Genomic DNA, 17,241 nt, shown 5'->3' with positions numbered 1-17,241 from the left:
TCTTATCACAAAGGAGAAGAAATGGATCCGAAAAAAATCGCTCGTATCAACGAGCTTGCCAAAAAGAAAAAAACAGAAGGCTTAACTTCTGCTGAAAAAGTGGAACAAGCTAAACTTCGTGAGGAGTATATCGAAGGCTATCGTCGCTCTGTTCGTCACCACATTGAAGGAATCAAAATTGTGGACGAAGAAGGAAACGATGTTACACCAGAGAAACTACGTCAAGTCCAACGTGAAAAAGGGTTACATGGCAGAAGTCTTGATGATCCAAATTCATAAGCACTATTCTTTCTTTTAACAAAGATTGGTGAAATCATAATCAAAAGACTAGCAGATACAAACTGCTAGTCTTTTTTGGTTAAAAAAGGAACCAATTTGGTTCCTAAAACTACTATTAGTTGCTTGCTCCAGATGTAGCGTCTGCACCACCACCGTGGCCTCCAGCCTCACCTGCATCAGAAGCTCCAGATGTAGCATCTGCATCACCGTGACCATGTCCGCCAGCAGGAGCTGCAGCATTTCCACCAACTAGACGTTGACCAGTTGTATTGAGGTACCAATCAAGCCATGGTTGGAAGTTGAAGACTATTTCATTGATACCAGCGTATGATCCATCAGGATAGTACATAGCTTGATAGTTGTGAGTATTGATAACCCCTGCAGGAGATCCAGGAACGATTGTACGAACATATTCTTGATCACCATTACGCAGTACACCGACAACCCATTCAACATTTTTCATACGTCCACCGGGAAGTGAGTTATGGACAGTTGAGAGACGGTTACCAGATTGAGATGGTACACGTTTAGCAAACATGGTGTTTGGATCTTGGTGAACATTATTGTAGTATAAGAATTGGTTGTTATCATCTGCAAATGTCAATTCAAATGGCATTGCTTTCAAGAACATATCGATTTGGTTAACAGTTAAGATACCATGATCTAGTTTGACATAGGTATCACCTGAAACCGCACCAGTAATTTCAGCAACTTTTTCAACCCATTCTGGATCATCGGGATCAACTTCTGTGATTGTGGTAGCAATTGGTCTGCCACAATCCAAATCTTCTGGTTCAATTGGTTTTGGTTTTTTCAATTTTGAAACAACTCCTACATATTTTACAAAATTATCCAAGCAAGTTTCGAGGAATTTAACTGTTCCTTCATTCGTGATATTGCCCTCTGCGTCAAAAGCTTCTTTGGCTTTACCAAGAAGGAATTCGTTTCCAGGAAGTGTATAGGCATTGACACCTGGAGCGTCAAGAATCTTACGAAGGTGAACTTGGGCACGAGAAGTACCTTGGTCGTAGTAAGAAGCTCCCACAATCATAACTGGTTTGTTTTCAAATGGATGAACTTCGTATGAAAGCCATTCAAGAACAGATTTAAGAGAAGCTGAGATTGTGTGGTTGTGCTCAGGAGTAGCGATAATGACACCATCAGCACGTGTAATTCTGTTATACAAGAGACGCAATTGGAAGCTTTCATCCCATTTTTCGTCTTGGTTAAACATTGGAACTTCATCAATTTCAAGAACTTCTAATTCAAATTTGAGTTTGAAGTGACGACGGATGAATTCCAAGAGTTTACGGTTATATGATTGATCGTAGTTTGATCCTACAAGTCCAACAAATTTCATTCTTTTTGGTCTCCTATCTTACAAATTTTCCCAGTCAAAGTCTTCAGCATCTTTGCGAAGTAATTCTTGTGCGTTGCGCAATTTTTCTGTAATTTTTACAAAGATACGGAAGTCATCAAAAATGGCATCCATTTTTTGAATAACATCAAGATCCACTAAATCTCCATTGTTATTGAAGGCTTGGAGAGAATGAGAAAGTAAGAATTCGTCTGGTAGGACGCTTGCCTTGATTTCTGGTGAGTTCAAGATTTGACGAAGTTGTAATTGGGCACGAGATGAACCAAGTGTCCCGTATGAAGCACCGGTAATCATGATTGGCTTATTCAAAAGTGGATAAACACCGTAAGATAACCAAGCGAGAGCACTCATCAAAACAGCTGGGATAGAGTGGTCATACTCAGGAGTACCGATAATAACGCCATCTGCCTCTTCAATTTTAGCAGCAATTTCCAGAATTTCAGCAGGCACTTGCTTGTCAGCTGGTTTATTGAAGACAGGAATGTCTTTAATTTCAACAAGTTCAATTTCAGCTTTTTCAGCAAAGTGTTTTTGCATGTATTGAAGCAATTGGCGGTTTGTAGAACGTTTTGAATTTGTTCCAACAATAGCAATAAGTTTTAACATGAGATTTCCTTTCTCTTTTTACATAATACGATTTTAAAACTCTATTGAAACATCTATTTCTATAGAGTAGGAATTCCTGAAGAACAGCTTAGGTGACCTTCCTTATCGATGAGGATAGCTTCGATGCCCTCTAAACTTTCGACTTGCCAGAGGATAGAAGCAGGTCTTTCTCCAAAAAGACGAGTTGTCCATATTTCACCATCAACGGATTTATCAGAGATGATGGTGAGACTCGCTAGTTCCGTTTCAACAGGATATCCTGTTTGACTGTCAAAAATATGATGATAATCTTTTCCATCGATAGTCAGGTGACGTTCATAAATGCCTGAAGTCACGACAGATTGATTGACAGCAGGGATGGTCATTAAGTGATTTCCCCTCGGATTGGCTGGGTCTTGAATCCCGATTTGCCAAGGCTGATTTCCTCTTGCCTGATTTTTTCCAATAGTCAGGATATTCCCTCCCAGATTGATCAAGGCAGATGTTACTCCCTCTTCTCTCAGAAATTGGGCAACTTTATCCGCACTATAACCCTTGGCTAAACAACCAAGATCAATCTTCATTCCTTTTTGTTTCAAAAACACAGTGGAAGTGGAAGAATCTAACTCGATATAATGAGGATTGATTAAAGGTAGCACCGATTCAATTTCTTGAGGCTGGGCGACCTTGGCATCCGAAAAACCGATACGCCAGGTTTGAATTAAGGGACCAATGCTGATGTTGAGATGACTAGAGGGCGCTAGGCTATGCTCTAACCCAAGTGAAATCAGTTCAAACAGGTCTGGATGAACCTTGACAGGAGCTATTCCTGCTTGATAATTGATTTCCATCAACTCAGATTCTTGGCTATTGGCGTTGAAGCGGTATTCGAGCTCTCTGAGTAAATCAAAGGATTTTTGGAGCAAGATATCTGCTCGCTCATCCACTAATGAAATAGTGATAGTGGTTCCCATTAGGCGTTCAGAATGTGAACTTAGAGGCAAGCTACCAACTCCTTTCTCTTATGAAAAGAAGGTTGAAACATAGTAAATTTATGAAAAATGAACCCCTTACATTTTCTTTCCATGATACTAGCATACCATAAAGTCAGCGTTTTCACAAATAAAATTTGTAAACTTGTCAAGAAATATGCTCAGAAAATATAAAGAGTAATTGTAAGAAAGGCTGATAAAATACAGATTATTTACATTTTTTTACAAAAAAATCGGGAAAATTAGCTAAACTCTTGTAAACGCTAACAGTAAATGTTATACTAGAAGAGTAAATTTTAAATTAAAGGTAGGAATTTTTCTATGAGTAAAATCGTTGTAGTTGGTGCTAACCACGCTGGTACAGCATGTATTAATACTATGTTGGATAATTTTGGTAATGAGAACGAAATTGTTGTATTCGACCAAAACTCTAACATCTCTTTCCTAGGATGTGGAATGGCCCTTTGGATTGGTGAACAAATTGACGGTGCTGAAGGCTTGTTCTATTCTGATAAAGAAAAATTGGAAGCTAAGGGTGCTAAGGTTTACATGAATTCACCAGTTCTTTCAATCGACTATGATAACAAAGTAGTTACAGCTGAAGTTGAAGGAAAAGAACACAAAGAATCATACGAGAAATTGATTTTTGCTACGGGTTCTACACCAATCTTGCCACCAATCGAAGGTGTTGAAATTGTTAAAGGAAACCGTGAATTTAAAGCAACTCTTGAAAACGTACAATTCGTGAAATTGTACCAAAATGCTGAAGAAGTTATTAATAAACTTGCTGACAAGAGCCAACACCTCGACCGTATCGCCGTTGTTGGTGGTGGTTACATCGGTGTTGAACTTGCTGAAGCCTTTGAGCGTCTTGGAAAAGAAGTTGTCCTTGTTGATATCGTTGATACTGTTTTGAACGGTTACTATGACAGAGACTTCACACAAATGATGGCGAAGAACTTGGAAGACCACAACATTCGCTTGGCTCTTGGTCAAACTGTTAAAGCAATCGAGGGTGACGGTAAAGTTGAACGCTTGATTACTGATAAAGAAACTTTCGATGTGGATATGGTTATCCTTGCAGTTGGTTTCCGTCCAAATACTGCTCTTGCTGATGGTAAGATTGAACTCTTCCGTAACGGTGCCTTCCTTGTAAACAAGAAACAAGAAACTTCACTTCCTGGTGTATTTGCTGTTGGAGACTGTGCGACTGTTTATGACAACGCTCGTAAAGATACAAGCTACATCGCACTTGCTTCAAACGCAGTTCGTACTGGTATTGTTGGTGCTTACAATGCTTGTGGACATGAATTGGAAGGAATCGGTGTTCAAGGTTCAAACGGTATCTCAATCTACGGTCTTCACATGGTTTCAACTGGTTTGACTCTTGAAAAAGCTAAAGCTGCTGGTTACAACGCAACTGAAACAGGCTTTAACGATCTTCAAAAACCAGAATTCATGAAACATGATAACCATGAAGTTGCCATCAAGATTGTCTTTGACAAAGATAGCCGTGAAATTCTTGGTGCACAAATGGTTTCACACGATTCTGCAATCAGCATGGGAATCCACATGTTCTCACTTGCTATCCAAGAGCATGTGACAATTGATAAATTGGCATTGACAGACCTATTCTTCTTGCCACACTTTAACAAACCATACAACTACATCACAATGGCTGCCCTTACAGCTGAAAAATAAAAATGAATGAGCTATCTGGCCTTAAGTTAAGACCAGATAGTTTTTTAACTATTCTGTACCCATACAATTACGTTTTTTTTATCTTGTGATTCATTCTAATCTAACTTAAAATGAAATGGTAGCTACCAATACAAATGATGAGGATAAAGAAATGACTGAAAATCGTTACGAACTAAATAAAAACTTGGCACAGATGCTCAAAGGTGGGGTTATCATGGACGTTCAGAACCCTGAACAGGCTCGTATTGCAGAGGCCGCTGGTGCGGCTGCTGTGATGGCTTTGGAGCGGATTCCAGCTGATATTCGTGCAGCTGGTGGTGTTTCCCGTATGAGTGATCCAAAGATGATTAAGGAAATTCAAGAGGCGGTTAGTATTCCAGTAATGGCCAAGGTCAGAATCGGGCATTTTGTTGAGGCTCAGATTTTAGAGGCTATTGAAATTGACTATATCGATGAGAGTGAAGTTTTATCTCCAGCTGACGACCGTTTCCATGTGGACAAGAAAGAATTCCAAGTTCCTTTTGTCTGTGGAGCTAAGGACTTGGGTGAAGCCTTGCGTCGTATCGCTGAAGGTGCTTCTATGATTCGTACAAAAGGAGAACCGGGGACAGGGGATATCGTCCAAGCTGTTCGTCATATGCGTATGATGAATCAGGAAATTCGCCGCATTCAAAACCTACGTGAGGACGAACTTTATGTTGCTGCCAAGGACTTGCAAGTCCCTGTAGAATTGGTTCAATACGTCCATGAGCATCGAAAATTGCCAGTTGTAAACTTTGCGGCTGGAGGCGTTGCAACGCCAGCAGATGCTGCGTTGATGATGCAATTAGGGGCAGAGGGTGTCTTTGTTGGATCAGGTATTTTCAAATCAGGCGATCCTGTTAAACGAGCGAGTGCCATTGTCAAAGCGGTAACTAACTTCCGTAATCCTCAAATCCTAGCTCAAATCTCTGAAGATCTAGGCGAAGCCATGGTTGGTATTAATGAAAATGAAATTCAAATTCTCATGGCTGAGCGAGGAAAATAGATGAAAATCGGAATATTGGCCTTGCAAGGGGCCTTTGCAGAACATGCAAAAGTGCTAGATCAATTAGGTGTCGAGAGTGTTGAAATCAGAAATTTAGATGATTTTCAACAATATCAGAGTGACTTGGCGGGTTTAATACTACCTGGTGGGGAATCTACAACCATGGGCAAGCTCTTACGTGAGCAGGACATGCTGATTCCCATTCGAGAAACCATACTTTCTGGACTTCCCGTTTTTGGTACTTGCGCAGGCTTGATTCTCTTAGCTAAGGAAATTACTTCTCAGGAAGAGAGTCATCTAAGAACTATGGATATGGTGGTCGAGCGCAATGCCTATGGGCGCCAATTAGGAAGTTTCTACACGGAAGCAGAATGTAAGGGAGTCGGTCAGATTCCAATGACTTTTATTCGCGGTCCGATTATCAGTAGTGTTGGAGAAGATGTAGAAATTCTAGCAACAGTTGACAATCAAATCGTTGCAGCCCAAGAAAAAAATATGTTGGTAACTTCTTTTCATCCAGAATTGACTGATGATGTGCGCTTGCACCAGTACTTTATTAATATGTGTAAAGAAAAAAGTTGAGATTGAATTTCTCAACTTTTTTACATGTAATAAACAATAGCGATGTATTGGAGGGCAGATGCTGCTAGGATAAAGAGATGCCAAATCATGTGGAAATAAGGTTTTTTCTTGGCGTAAAATCCAGCCCCAACTGTATAACAGAGTCCGCCAGTTACCATGAGACTCCAGAAAATTGGTGTCGTTTGACTGATGATGGCAGGAATGATAGTTAGAACCAACCAGCCCATAATCAGGTAAAGAGCAAGGCTGAATTTCTCATTGACCTTTTTAGCAAAGATTTTATAGAGAATACCAAAGATGGTCGTTCCCCACTGGATCGCAATAATCAGATAGCCAAACCAGTTATTCATCAAAGTCAATACGACCGGTGTGTAAGAACCTGCGATAGCCACATAAATCATTGAATGGTCGATGATCCGCAAGACGTATTTATGGGTCGAACCATAGGCCATAGAGTGATAAATGGTGGATGATAGAAACATGAGAAAGAGACTAATAACGAAAATGGAAACGCCGATAGATGATAAAAATCCGTGTGCCTCATAACTATAGGTGGATGAAATAGGCAGTAAGATGAGCATGATGATTGCACCCACAGCATGGGTCACACTATTAGCAATCTCTTCTCCGAAACTGAGTTGTTTGCTGAGTTTAAGACTAGTGTTCATTGGATTACCTCCTCTTGAGTATGATGGATTAAGGCTAGGGTTTGATGATAGAGTTTAACGGTTTGGCAGCTGGTTTGGATAATGGGGTTAGCTGGGTCAATTCCTTGGTTCATGTAGTCAACAAAAGCATCATAGAGTTGGTCTGAACTTGCTTGAGTTTGGAGAGTATTAAGTGTCTGGGCTATTTCTTGAATAGAAAATACCGACTTGAGGGTTGTGATAGCAATCAAACGGGCAATTTGTTGGCGTTGGTATTTTTTCTTGTCAGGCTTTGTCAGGTAACCATGTTTGACATAATTGTTGACCATAGATGCTGTCAGGCCCTTGTCTTTATCAGGAGAAATAGGGGCGCAGACCTGATTGACATAGAGTAAAACCTGGTCCAGATAGAGGTCAATGTTTGGAATTTCTGCCCATTTTGGGTAGGAAAAGGTAGTTTTCATTTTTAACTCCTTTTTATCTAGTTTTAATAACTAGATTATAAAATAATAAAAACAGAAAGTCAAGTTTTAACTGCTTGTGAAAAGGCTTAAATTATGCTATGATGGGAGAAACTAGTCAGAAATGAGGAGAAAAGATGGAGATTCGTTTAGCTTTTCCAAATGAAGTAGATGCCATCATGCAGGTGATGGAGTATGCTAAAAAATGTTTAGCAGATGCTGGTAGTGACCAGTGGCAAAATGGCTATCCAAATGCAGACATTATTATCGATGATATTATCTCGGGTCAAGCCTATGTAGCCTTGGAAGAAGGAGAACTACTAGCCTATGCTGCTGTGACCAAGAGTCCAGAGGAGGCCTATGAAGATATTTATGAGGGAAACTGGCAAGCTGGGGAGTCAGAGTACCTAGTCTTTCACCGTATTGCTGTGGCAGCAGATGTGCAGGGACAAGGAGTTGCTCAAACCTTCTTAGAGGGTTTGATTGAAGGATTTGATTATCTAGATTTTCGCTCAGATACGCATGTTGCAAACAAGGCCATGCAGCATATTTTTGAAAAACTTAGTTTTAAACAGGTTGGTAAAGTTCCAGTTGATGGCGAACGCTTGGCCTATCAAAAATTGAAGAAATAATGCAAAAGAAGTACGTAAAAAAGCTCTACTTTTCGCCAATAGGAACATTGTCTTTGGTTGCCGACGAGCAATATCTGTATGGCATTTGGGTGCAGGAGCAGAAGCATTTTGAGAGGGGACTAGGAGATGAGACGATAGAAGCAGTTGTTAGTCATCCCATTTTAGACCCAGTTATTGCTTGCTTAGATGCTTACTTTAAAGGCAAGTCTCATGATTTATCCAACTTGCCCTTGGCTCCAATCGGAACGGATTTTGAAAAGCGAGTTTGGTCCTATTTACAGGAAATTCCTTATGGTCAGACAGTGACCTATGGACAAATAGCCCAAGAGCTACAAGTGGCTTCTGCTCAAGCAATTGGTGGAGCAGTGGGGCGCAATCCTTGGTCTATCCTAGTACCTTGTCATCGGGTGCTGGGGGCTGGCAAGCGTCTGACAGGGTATGCTGCAGGAGTGGAAAAGAAAGCTTGGCTCTTGGAGCATGAAGGCGTAGATTTTAAAGATATAAACAATAGAAAGTGAAACACATGTTAGAATTTATCGAATACCCAAAATGTTCAACTTGTAAAAAAGCAAAACAAGAATTAAACCAACTCGGTGTGGACTACAAAGCTGTTCACATCGTGGAAGAAACACCTAGTCAAGAAGTCATTTTAAACTGGCTAGAAACCTCGGGTTTTGAGTTGAAGCAATTTTTTAACACCAGTGGAATCAAATACCGTGAATTGCGGTTGAAAGATAAGGTAGGAAGTCTGTCAAACCAAGAAGCAGCTGAGTTGCTAGCAAGCGACGGAATGTTGTTAAAACGACCGATTTTAGTGGAGAATGGAACTGTTAAGCAAATCGGCTATCGAAAAGCTTACGAAGAATTGGGATTGAAATAGTTTTTATCTATCTCTTTGATAGATAAAATATATAGCCTCCCTGTTTCAAAGTATGATAAACTAGTAGGTAGACTAAGTCTGTATCTGACCGTAGCAAATAATTTCATTGACGGCAGAAGTATGGTAGAATGAATCATTATCAGGAGAGGATGTTTTTATGAATGTTACAACGATTTTAGCATCAGATTGGTACCAAAACTTGATGCAATTGATTCCGGATGGCAAGCTTTTTAGCTTGCGTTCGGTCTTTGATGGAATCCCGAGAATTGTCCAACAACTTCCAATAACGATTATGTTGACCATTGGTGGTGCTCTTTTTGGCTTGGTTTTGGCGCTTCTTTTTGCCATTGTGAAGATCAATCGTGTCAAAATTTTATACCCCTTGCAGGCCTTCTTTGTTAGCTTCTTAAAAGGGACACCGATTTTGGTGCAACTCATGTTGACCTACTACGGAATTCCTTTGGCTTTGAAAGCTCTCAATCAGCAATGGGGAACTGGTTTCAATATCAATGCGATTCCAGCCGCTGCTTTTGCAATTGTCGCCTTTGCCTTTAATGAAGCAGCTTATGCTAGTGAAACCATTCGTGCAGCCATTCTCTCAGTCAATCCTGGTGAGATTGAGGCGGCACGCAGTCTGGGGATGACCCGAGCGCAAGTTTATCGTCGCGTGATTATTCCAAATGCGGCCGTTGTGGCGACTCCAACCTTAATCAATTCCCTAATCGGCTTGACCAAAGGAACTTCTCTAGCCTTTAGTGCGGGTGTTGTGGAAGTCTTTGCCCAAGCTCAGATTTTGGGTGGAGCTGATTACCGCTACTTTGAACGCTTTATCTCCGTTGCCCTTGTTTATTGGGTAGTCAATATCGGAATTGAAAGCCTTGGTCGTTTCATCGAGAGAAAAATGGCTATTTCTGCACCCGATACAGTGCAAACAGATGTGAAAGGAGACCTTCGTTAATGATTAAGATTTCGAATTTAAGCAAATCCTTTTCAGGACAGACTGTCTTGGATCATCTGAACTTGGATATTCAAAAAGGGGAAGTTGTAGCCTTGATTGGTTCTTCAGGAGCTGGAAAATCAACCTTCCTTCGTAGTCTCAATTATCTTGAAACACCTGACAGTGGCTCTATTCAGATTGATGATTTCTCAGTTGATTTTTCTAAAATCACTCAAGAAGAAATCCTTGCCCTACGCCGTAAGTTGTCTATGGTTTTCCAACAGTTTAATTTGTTTGAACGCCGAACAGCACTTGATAATGTGAAAGAAGGCTTGGTTGTTGTCAAGAAATTATCCGACCAAGAAGCAACCAAGATTGCCAAGGAAGAGTTGGCTAAGGTTGGGCTTTCAGACCGTGAAAACCATTATCCTCGCCATTTATCAGGTGGACAGAAGCAACGGGTTGCCCTAGCGCGTGCACTTGCGATGAAACCAGATGTCTTGCTCTTAGACGAACCAACTTCAGCCCTTGATCCAGAATTGGTCGGCGAAGTAGAAAAGTCTATTGCAGATGCTGCTAAGTCAGGTCAAACCATGATTTTGGTTAGTCATGACATGTCCTTTGTAGCTCAAGTTGCGGATAAGATTCTCTTCCTAGATAAGGGGAAAATCATTGAGTCTGGAACACCGGATGAGATTATCCACCATCCTAAAGAAGAGCGAACAAAAGAATTCTTCGCTAGTTACAAACGGACTTATATTTGATATAATAGATAAAGAAAAACTCAGTTAGCTGGACTAGCTGAGTTTACTCTTTAAAAAAGATAGAAATGAGAGAAATCATGCTACTGCAACTATTTTCTTTATATTTCGAGAGTTTGATCTTGACCACCATCCTCGTCCTGATTTTTTTAGGGATTTGGATTGGACTGAGAGCCATGTCGGGAGTTGATAAGACAGCCAAGGCTCGCCAAGCCCATCTCTATGATATGATTATGATTGGAGTCTTGGTTGTTCCAGTATTATCCTTTGCGGTTATGAGTTTAATTCTTGTTTTCAAGGCATAATCCTTGCTTGATTGACAAGAAAGAGTTAGAATAAAAATAGTTACAACAAGAAAGAAGGAATCTATATGTACGATACTATTATTATCGGTGCTGGACCTGCAGGGATGACTGCGGCCTTGTATGCTGCTCGAAGCAATCTAAAAGTAGCCTTGATTGAAGGTGGTCTGCCAGGTGGTCAGATGAATAATACATCTGATATTGAAAATTACCCAGGATACGCTAATATTAGTGGGCCAGAATTGGCAGAAAAAATGTTTGAACCGCTTGAAAATCTTGGTGTTGAGCACATTTATGGTTATGTTGAAAATGTAGAAGACCATGGTGATTTTAAGAAAGTGATGACCGATGACCAAACATATGAAACACGTACAGTTATCGTAGCAACTGGTTCTCAACACCGTCCTTTGGGAGTACCTGGAGAAGAAGAACTGAACAGTCGTGGTGTTTCCTACTGTGCCGTGTGTGATGGTGCTTTCTTCCGTGACCAAGATTTGTTGGTAGTCGGTGGTGGAGATTCAGCTGTTGAAGAAGCCCTCTTCTTGACTCGTTTTGCTAAGACTGTTACCATTGTTCACCGTCGTGACCAACTTCGTGCCCAAAAAGTTTTACAAGACCGCGCCTTTGCGAATGAGAAAATCAGCTTTATCTGGGATTCTGTAGTGAAGGAAATCAAGGGTGAAAACCGAGTAGAATCTGTTGTATTTGAAAATGTGAAAACAGGTCAAGTGACAGAACAAGCCTTCGGTGGTGTCTTTATTTATGTTGGTTTGGACCCTCTTAGCGATTTTGTTAAAGGATTGAATATCCAAGATCAGGCAGGCTGGATTGTGACAGACAACCACATGAAAACTGCAGTTGATGGTATCTTTGCCGTTGGAGATGTTCGCTTGAAAGACCTTCGCCAAGTAACAACAGCAGTTGGAGATGGAGCTATCGCTGGTCAAGAAGCCTATAAATTTATCACAGAACATAGTTAATACACTTCGAAAATCTCTTCAAACCACGTCAGCTTCGCTTTGCCGTAGGTATGGGTACTGACTTCGTCAGTTCTATCCACAACCTCAAAGCAGTACTTTGAGCTGTCTACAGCTAGCTTCCTAGTTTGCTCTTTGATTTTCATTGAGTATAATCATAAAAAAGTTTCCAATCAGATGACTGGAAACTTTTTTTATAGTCTATTTCGAAAAACTTCGTACATAAGAATGGCTGCAGCAACACTGGCATTAAGGCTTTGAACATGTCCATTCATAGGAATGGTAATCATTTCATCGACCTGTTTTTTGATGTTGCTAGAGATACCTTTTCCTTCATTTCCGATGATGAGGGCAATTTTCCCTTTTGTATTCCACTTGTGGCAAGGAGTACCGTTCATATCCGTTCCAAAGGTCCAGAAGCCTTCATCCTTGAGTTTGTCCAGAGTTTGGCTTAGATTGGTCACTCGGGCAATCGGAACGTGCTCAATAGCACCTGTGGCTGTTTTAGCAACGACAGGAGTTACTCCGACAGCACGGTGCTTGGGAATGATGACTCCGGAAACATTGGTTGCATCAGCGGTTCTTAAGATGGAGCCTAAGTTGTGAGGATCAGTTAACCCGTCCAGAATCAATAGCAAAGGATTTTCTTCTTGACGCGTTTTGGCAAGAATGTGATCTAACTCGCTATAGGCAAATTCGGACACTCGTAGAACAAAACCTTGGTGGACAGCACCTTCAGTCATCTCAGAGAGGGATTTTTTTGAAGTCCAAGAAATGGATACCTTCTTTTCTGTAGCCAGTTCCTTGACTTTCTCAAGATTCTTACCTCGGAGATCTTCTTGGAGGTAAAGTTTGTTTCCTGTGTTTGCAAGGAGGGCTTCGGTAACGGCGTGGACGCCATAGACAATATCATTTGTTTTCATGCCTCTATTATAACACAAAACCCCGTCTTGCAACGGGATTTTATTTATTCTAGAATTAGTAAACCATCTTTAACTGCAAATGGGTCTTTTTCATTGATACGATCGTAAAACATGATTCCGTTAATGTGGTCAATTTCATGCTGAACGACGATGGAGTTGTAACCTTTGAGTTTGATACGGTGTTTTTCCCCATCCTTGTCAAAGTAGTCAACAGTAACGCGAGCATGGCGGACTACATAGCCAGGCACGTTGCGGTCAACAGAGAGGCAACCTTCTCCTTCTCCAAGAGCAGCGTCTTGAACCGAGTGAGAGACGATTTTTGGATTGTACATAATAGCTTGCAAGTCGTAAGCTTCCTGAGGAGTTTCGCCTTCTTCGACAATGTTTGGCACCAAAACAGCGATAATGCGTTTTGAGATATCTAACTGGGGAGCAGCCAGTCCAACACCACCGCGGAGCCCCATTTTTTCAGCCATGACGGGATCTTGGGAATGTTTAAGGAATTGCATCATCTTTTCGCCAAGGATGATTTCCTGATCAGATAAGGGGAAAGTGACTTCCTCAGCAACCGCGCGTAGAGTAGGATTCCCTTCGCGGATAATATCGTTCATATCAATTAAGTGAGCAGCTTTTGTAATACGTTCTATAGCAGACATTTTCTCTCCTTTCATTACTTCTACATGATATCACAAAATGACAAGGATTGAAAGCATTACGGCATCGAGCTTTTATAGAAAATGCCTACTAGGTTCGATTCAATTGTGAAAGAATTACTTATCTGTGATATAATAAAAAGAAAAGGCTTGCATTAGAAAGTAGGGAGAATGAAGATGCAAAGAAGACAAGATAGACATAAACGTGGACCAGTTTTTCGTTTTATGAGGGGTTTTGTAAACTTTTTTAGGAGTTATCGCAAGTGGAGTAATAAGGGATTTGTGGCGATACTCTTGCTAGCAGTTGCTTTATCAATGGGTTTGGTCTTGTTGTTTGAAAGCTTCCAAGGAATCCCCTTGACCAGTCAAAAAAAGGATACCATTTCTCAAGAAGCAAATAAGACGAATCAAAATTCTAAAGATCAGGAAGAGGAAAAAACTGCTAGAATTATGGCCAACGGGGACCTCCTCTATCATATTCCTATCTATCGTTCAGCTTTAAAAGAAGATGGAACCTATGATTTTCATGAAAATTTTGATTATGTGAAGCCATGGCTCAAACAAGCAGACCTGATTATAGGTGATTTTGAAGGTACTGTGAACAAGGACCACTATTTGGCTGGTTATCCTCTCTTTAATGCACCTGGAGAAGTCATGGATGCCATCAAGGATGCTGGTTATCAAGTGCTAGACTTGGCGCATAACCATATCCTAGATTCACAAATAGAAGGTGTGGTCTCAACAGCAGATGCTATTGAAAAGGCAGGAATGACACCTATTGGAGTGTATACGCATGAGTCACGTGATCAAGCTCCACTGGTTATCAAGGAAGTGAACGGTATCAAGGTTGCACTCTTAGCCTATTCTTATGGATTTAACGGGATTGAGCAAAGTATTTCTCAAGAAGACTATAACCGCTATCTTTCAGACTTGAACGAAGACAAGATGAAGGCCGAAATTGAACGAGCAGAGAAGGAAGCAGATATCACCATTATCATGCCTCAGATGGGTGTGGAATATCGCTTGGAACCAACTGAAGAACAAAAGGCTCTTTATCACAAGATGATTGATTGGGGAGCGGATATTATCTTTGGCGGGCACCCTCACGTAGTGGAACCATCTGAAACGGTTGAAAAAGATGGAGACAAGAAACTCATTATCTATTCAATGGGGAACTTTATTTCCAATCAACGAATTGAAACCATGCAAGATGAAGAGAATGCTAAGTGGACAGAGCGTGGTGTTCTTATGGATGTGACCATTAAGAAAAAGGCTGGTAAGACGACAATCGAAACTGCCAAAGCGCATCCTTCTTGGGTAAACCGTACACCGAAAGGAACCTATTCTCCAGAAGGCTATCCACTCTTCCTTTACCAAACCTATATCTTAGAAGATTTTATCGAGGGTGGTAGTCATCGTGACCAGTTGGATGAAGCGACTAAGGAACGAATTGATACAGCTTATAAAGAAATGAACGAACATGTGGGATTGAAGTGGGATTAGCTTGAATTCAGAGGGAATTAAATGACGATTAAGGTAATTGCGACAGATATGGATGGGACCTTGCTGGATGCTAGAGGCCAGCTTGATCTCCCACGTTTGGAAAAGATTTTAGATCAGTTGGATCAAAGGGGTATTCGTTTTGTCATTGCGACGGGCAATGAAATTCACCGCATGAGGCAACTCCTGGAGCACTTGGTCGATCGAGTGGTTCTGGTTGTTGCAAACGGTGCTCGTATTTTTGAAAACAATGAATTGATTCAGGCTCAGACTTGGGATGATGCCATTGTCGATAAGACTTTGGCTCATTTCAAGGGTCGAGCGTGTCAGGATCAGTTTGTTGTGACGGCTATGAAGGGTGGTTTCGTCAAAGAAGGTACGATTTTTACAGACCTTGAAAGTTTTATGACTCCAGAAATGATTGAAAAATTCTACCAACGGATGCAATTTGTGGATGAGTTAACATCTGACCTCTTTGGTGGTGTGCTCAAGATGAGTATGGTTGTTGGTGAGGAACGTTTGAGTTCGGTCTTGGAAGAAATCAATGACCTCTTTGATGGCCGTGTTCGGGCTGTATCCAGTGGCTATGGTTGCATTGATATCCTCCAAGCTGGGATTCATAAAGCATGGGGCTTGGAAGAATTACTCAAGCGCTGGGACTTGAACCCCCAACAAATCATGGCTTTTGGTGACAGTGAAAATGATGTTGAAATGCTTGAAATGGCTGGAATTGCCTATGCGATGGAAAATGCTGATGATAGAGCCAAAGCTGTGGCTACTGCTCTAGCGCCAGCCAACAGCCAAGGAGGAGTTTATCAAGTCTTGGAAAACTGGTTAGAAAAAGGAGAATGAAGTGGCAGTACAGTTATTAGAAAATTGGTTACTAAAGGAACAAGAAAAAATCCAAACCAAGTATCGTCACTTAAATCAAGTTTCTGTTGTAGAGCCAGATATTCTTTTTATTGGGGATTCCATTGTCGAATATTATCCTCTACAGGAATTATTTGGGACTTCAAAGACAATTGTCAATCGAGGAATTCGTGGCTATCAGACAGGGCTGTTACTAGAGAATCTAGATACGCATCTTTACGGTGGAGCAGTAGATAAAATTGTCCTTTTGATTGGGACAAATGATATCGGAAAAGATGTGCATGTGAATGAGGCTCTCAATAATCTTGAAGCTATTATTCAAACTATTGCTCGCGATTATCCATTGACAGAGATGAAATTGCTTTCTATTTTGCCAGTCAATGAGGGAGAGGAGTACAAGCAGACAGTCTATATCCGCACGAATGAAAAAATTCAGAAATGGAATCAAGCCTATCAAGAGCTTGCTTCTGCCTATATGCAGGTGGAATTTGTGCCAGTTTTTGATAGTTTGACAGACCAAGCAGGCCAACTCAAAAAAGAATATACAACTGATGGGCTGCACCTCAGTATTGCTGGTTATCAGGCTTTGTCAAAAGATTTGAAAGACTATCTTGTGTAGTTAGTTGATTTCCTTTTTGCATTTTTGAGTTAGATAAGGTATAATGGTTTTACTGTCTTTTGGGGTCGTTACGGATTCGACAGGCATTATGAGGCATATTTTGCGACTCGTGTGGCGACGTAAACGCTCAGTTAAATATAACTGCAAAAAATAACACTTCTTACGCTCTAGCTGCCTAAAAACCAGCATGCGTGACCCGATTTGGATCGCTCGTGTTCAATGACAGGTCTTATTATTAGCGAGATACGATCAAGTCTTGTCTAGCGGCTTGATAAGAGATTGATAGACTCGCAGTTTCTAGGCTTGAGTTATGTGTCGAGGGACTGTTAAACTAATACATAACCTATGGTTGTAGACAAATATGTTGGCAGGTGTTTGGACGTGGGTTCGACTCCCACCGGCTCCATTATTAATTGGTGAAACGTTGTTAAATCAACGTTTTTTATTATGTGACTATTAGTCCGTCTCGCTCCGTTAGGTGAGAGACAAAAAAACCACCCGCTATGCGGGTGCGCGTCGAAGGTTATACCAAAAA

At 40.9% G+C, this 17,241-nt stretch carries 21 protein-coding genes and 1 other RNA gene; 15 read left to right on the top strand and 7 right to left on the bottom strand.

The features are described from left to right. Positions 1 to 21: 21 nt before the first annotated feature. The gene (locus tag B7692_RS04175; RefSeq protein ID WP_000371291.1) at positions 22 to 279 is read left to right on the top strand and encodes a DUF896 family protein; all 258 of its coding nucleotides are present in this window, start codon (positions 22 to 24) and stop codon (positions 277 to 279) included. 115 nt (positions 280 to 394) lie between these two features. Here the strand turns inward: B7692_RS04175 and B7692_RS04170 are convergent, their stop codons facing one another. From B7692_RS04170 to B7692_RS04160, 3 genes are read right to left on the bottom strand one after another with little or no spacing between them, the layout of a single operon-like run. Continuing rightward, positions 395 to 1,639: an NAD(P)H-dependent oxidoreductase gene (locus tag B7692_RS04170; RefSeq protein WP_049500118.1), complete on the bottom strand. Its 1,245-nt coding sequence runs from the start codon at positions 1,637 to 1,639 to the stop codon at positions 395 to 397. Between the two features lie 18 nt (positions 1,640 to 1,657). Next, positions 1,658 to 2,263, bottom strand: a complete 606-nt coding sequence (locus tag B7692_RS04165) for an NADPH-dependent FMN reductase (protein WP_084923420.1) — start codon at positions 2,261 to 2,263, stop codon at positions 1,658 to 1,660. A 59-nt stretch (positions 2,264 to 2,322) separates the two neighbouring features. After that, positions 2,323 to 3,246, bottom strand: coding sequence for an FAD:protein FMN transferase (locus tag B7692_RS04160; protein ID WP_084886818.1), 924 nt, complete (start codon positions 3,244 to 3,246; stop codon positions 2,323 to 2,325). A 309-nt stretch (positions 3,247 to 3,555) separates the two neighbouring features. Between B7692_RS04160 and nox the strand changes: the two genes are divergently transcribed. From nox to pdxT, 3 genes are all read left to right on the top strand, one after another. After that, a complete protein-coding gene (gene nox, locus B7692_RS04155) occupies positions 3,556 to 4,935 on the top strand; it encodes a H2O-forming NADH oxidase (RefSeq protein ID WP_084886816.1) in 1,380 nt (459 codons plus the stop codon). Positions 4,936 to 5,086: 151 nt separating this feature from the next. Beyond that, positions 5,087 to 5,962 (top strand): pyridoxal 5'-phosphate synthase lyase subunit PdxS, encoded by an 876-nt coding sequence (gene pdxS, locus B7692_RS04150; protein WP_084929999.1) that lies wholly within the window; start codon positions 5,087 to 5,089, stop codon positions 5,960 to 5,962. Beyond that, a complete protein-coding gene (pdxT, locus tag B7692_RS04145; protein ID WP_084929986.1) occupies positions 5,963 to 6,544 on the top strand; it encodes a pyridoxal 5'-phosphate synthase glutaminase subunit PdxT in 582 nt (193 codons plus the stop codon). Between the two features lie 20 nt (positions 6,545 to 6,564). On the opposite strand, the gene trhA is transcribed toward pdxT, so the two are convergent. Together trhA and B7692_RS04135 are read right to left on the bottom strand one after the other, a co-directional pair. After that, on the bottom strand, positions 6,565 to 7,212 hold the full coding sequence (trhA, locus tag B7692_RS04140; RefSeq protein ID WP_001097979.1) for a PAQR family membrane homeostasis protein TrhA: 648 nt from the start codon (positions 7,210 to 7,212) through the stop codon (positions 6,565 to 6,567). Further along, a complete protein-coding gene (locus B7692_RS04135) occupies positions 7,209 to 7,655 on the bottom strand; it encodes a DUF1836 domain-containing protein (RefSeq protein WP_050079346.1) in 447 nt (148 codons plus the stop codon). The genes trhA and B7692_RS04135 overlap by 4 nt, the downstream gene beginning before the upstream one ends. Positions 7,656 to 7,789: 134 nt before the next feature. Between B7692_RS04135 and B7692_RS04130 the strand changes: the two genes are divergently transcribed. The 7 genes from B7692_RS04130 (at position 7,790) to trxB (ending at position 12,144) form a co-directional block, all read left to right on the top strand. After that, complete coding sequence (locus B7692_RS04130) at positions 7,790 to 8,284, top strand: GNAT family N-acetyltransferase (protein ID WP_084929985.1); 495 nt, start codon at positions 7,790 to 7,792, stop codon at positions 8,282 to 8,284. After that, complete coding sequence (locus tag B7692_RS04125; protein WP_084929984.1) at positions 8,284 to 8,802, top strand: methylated-DNA--[protein]-cysteine S-methyltransferase; 519 nt, start codon at positions 8,284 to 8,286, stop codon at positions 8,800 to 8,802. The genes B7692_RS04130 and B7692_RS04125 overlap by 1 nt, the downstream gene beginning before the upstream one ends. A gap of 5 nt (positions 8,803 to 8,807) precedes the next feature. Then, positions 8,808 to 9,164, top strand: a complete 357-nt coding sequence (locus tag B7692_RS04120; protein WP_084929983.1) for an arsenate reductase family protein — start codon at positions 8,808 to 8,810, stop codon at positions 9,162 to 9,164. A gap of 157 nt (positions 9,165 to 9,321) precedes the next feature. Next, positions 9,322 to 10,122 carry an amino acid ABC transporter permease gene (locus tag B7692_RS04115; protein WP_001103445.1) on the top strand — a complete coding sequence of 267 codons (801 nt, stop codon included), beginning with the start codon at positions 9,322 to 9,324 and terminating at the stop codon, positions 10,120 to 10,122. Then, positions 10,122 to 10,865, top strand: a complete 744-nt coding sequence (locus B7692_RS04110; protein WP_000590982.1) for an amino acid ABC transporter ATP-binding protein — start codon at positions 10,122 to 10,124, stop codon at positions 10,863 to 10,865. Before B7692_RS04115 ends, B7692_RS04110 begins: the two co-directional genes overlap by 1 nt. 77 nt (positions 10,866 to 10,942) lie before the next feature. Next, positions 10,943 to 11,167 (top strand): DUF4059 family protein, encoded by a 225-nt coding sequence (locus B7692_RS04105; protein WP_000926599.1) that lies wholly within the window; start codon positions 10,943 to 10,945, stop codon positions 11,165 to 11,167. Positions 11,168 to 11,232: 65 nt separating this feature from the next. Continuing rightward, positions 11,233 to 12,144: a thioredoxin-disulfide reductase gene (trxB, locus tag B7692_RS04100; RefSeq protein WP_084929982.1), complete on the top strand. Its 912-nt coding sequence runs from the start codon at positions 11,233 to 11,235 to the stop codon at positions 12,142 to 12,144. Between the two features lie 191 nt (positions 12,145 to 12,335). On the opposite strand, the gene rlmB is transcribed toward trxB, so the two are convergent. After that, entirely contained in the window at positions 12,336 to 13,064 is a 729-nt protein-coding gene (rlmB, locus tag B7692_RS04090) for a 23S rRNA (guanosine(2251)-2'-O)-methyltransferase RlmB (RefSeq protein ID WP_049497720.1), read from the bottom strand. A gap of 44 nt (positions 13,065 to 13,108) precedes the next feature. Continuing rightward, positions 13,109 to 13,720: a peptide deformylase gene (def, locus tag B7692_RS04085; RefSeq protein ID WP_001272956.1), complete on the bottom strand. Its 612-nt coding sequence runs from the start codon at positions 13,718 to 13,720 to the stop codon at positions 13,109 to 13,111. A gap of 174 nt (positions 13,721 to 13,894) precedes the next feature. On the opposite strand from def, the gene B7692_RS04080 reads away from it, so the two are divergent. From B7692_RS04080 to ssrA, 4 genes are all read left to right on the top strand, one after another. Then, positions 13,895 to 15,220, top strand: a complete 1,326-nt coding sequence (locus tag B7692_RS04080) for a CapA family protein (protein ID WP_084929998.1) — start codon at positions 13,895 to 13,897, stop codon at positions 15,218 to 15,220. A 21-nt stretch (positions 15,221 to 15,241) separates the two neighbouring features. Then, on the top strand, positions 15,242 to 16,069 hold the full coding sequence (locus B7692_RS04075) for an HAD family hydrolase (protein ID WP_084929981.1): 828 nt from the start codon (positions 15,242 to 15,244) through the stop codon (positions 16,067 to 16,069). Position 16,070: 1 nt separating this feature from the next. Then, entirely contained in the window at positions 16,071 to 16,706 is a 636-nt protein-coding gene (locus tag B7692_RS04070; protein WP_084929980.1) for an SGNH/GDSL hydrolase family protein, read from the top strand. 61 nt (positions 16,707 to 16,767) lie between these two features. Continuing rightward, positions 16,768 to 17,115, top strand: a transfer-messenger RNA (tmRNA) gene (ssrA, locus tag B7692_RS04065). Positions 17,116 to 17,241: the final 126 nt, after the last annotated feature.

It is taken from the genome of Streptococcus mitis (assembly GCF_002096925.1).
Taxonomy (GTDB): domain Bacteria; phylum Bacillota; class Bacilli; order Lactobacillales; family Streptococcaceae; genus Streptococcus; species Streptococcus mitis_AF.
The sequence above is the reverse complement of the archived record's forward strand: the minus strand, read 5'-3'. Positions and strand labels throughout refer to the sequence as shown.

Excerpts from the sequence above, each read along its gene's own strand:
- B7692_RS04175 (WP_000371291.1), top strand. The coding sequence starts at position 22 with ATGGATCCGAAAAAAATCGCTCGTATCAACGAGCTTGCCAAAAAGAAA.
- B7692_RS04170 (WP_049500118.1), bottom strand. The coding sequence starts at position 1,639 with ATGAAATTTGTTGGACTTGTAGGATCAAACTACGATCAATCATATAAC.
- B7692_RS04165 (WP_084923420.1), bottom strand. The coding sequence starts at position 2,263 with ATGTTAAAACTTATTGCTATTGTTGGAACAAATTCAAAACGTTCTACA.
- nox (WP_084886816.1), top strand. The coding sequence starts at position 3,556 with ATGAGTAAAATCGTTGTAGTTGGTGCTAACCACGCTGGTACAGCATGT.
- pdxS (WP_084929999.1), top strand. The coding sequence starts at position 5,087 with ATGACTGAAAATCGTTACGAACTAAATAAAAACTTGGCACAGATGCTC.
- pdxT (WP_084929986.1), top strand. The coding sequence starts at position 5,963 with ATGAAAATCGGAATATTGGCCTTGCAAGGGGCCTTTGCAGAACATGCA.
- trhA (WP_001097979.1), bottom strand. The coding sequence starts at position 7,212 with ATGAACACTAGTCTTAAACTCAGCAAACAACTCAGTTTCGGAGAAGAG.
- B7692_RS04135 (WP_050079346.1), bottom strand. The coding sequence starts at position 7,655 with ATGAAAACTACCTTTTCCTACCCAAAATGGGCAGAAATTCCAAACATT.
- B7692_RS04130 (WP_084929985.1), top strand. The coding sequence starts at position 7,790 with ATGGAGATTCGTTTAGCTTTTCCAAATGAAGTAGATGCCATCATGCAG.
- B7692_RS04125 (WP_084929984.1), top strand. The coding sequence starts at position 8,284 with ATGCAAAAGAAGTACGTAAAAAAGCTCTACTTTTCGCCAATAGGAACA.
- B7692_RS04120 (WP_084929983.1), top strand. The coding sequence starts at position 8,808 with ATGTTAGAATTTATCGAATACCCAAAATGTTCAACTTGTAAAAAAGCA.
- B7692_RS04115 (WP_001103445.1), top strand. The coding sequence starts at position 9,322 with ATGAATGTTACAACGATTTTAGCATCAGATTGGTACCAAAACTTGATG.
- B7692_RS04110 (WP_000590982.1), top strand. The coding sequence starts at position 10,122 with ATGATTAAGATTTCGAATTTAAGCAAATCCTTTTCAGGACAGACTGTC.
- B7692_RS04105 (WP_000926599.1), top strand. The coding sequence starts at position 10,943 with ATGCTACTGCAACTATTTTCTTTATATTTCGAGAGTTTGATCTTGACC.
- trxB (WP_084929982.1), top strand. The coding sequence starts at position 11,233 with ATGTACGATACTATTATTATCGGTGCTGGACCTGCAGGGATGACTGCG.
- rlmB (WP_049497720.1), bottom strand. The coding sequence starts at position 13,064 with ATGAAAACAAATGATATTGTCTATGGCGTCCACGCCGTTACCGAAGCC.
- def (WP_001272956.1), bottom strand. The coding sequence starts at position 13,720 with ATGTCTGCTATAGAACGTATTACAAAAGCTGCTCACTTAATTGATATG.
- B7692_RS04080 (WP_084929998.1), top strand. The coding sequence starts at position 13,895 with ATGCAAAGAAGACAAGATAGACATAAACGTGGACCAGTTTTTCGTTTT.
- B7692_RS04075 (WP_084929981.1), top strand. The coding sequence starts at position 15,242 with ATGACGATTAAGGTAATTGCGACAGATATGGATGGGACCTTGCTGGAT.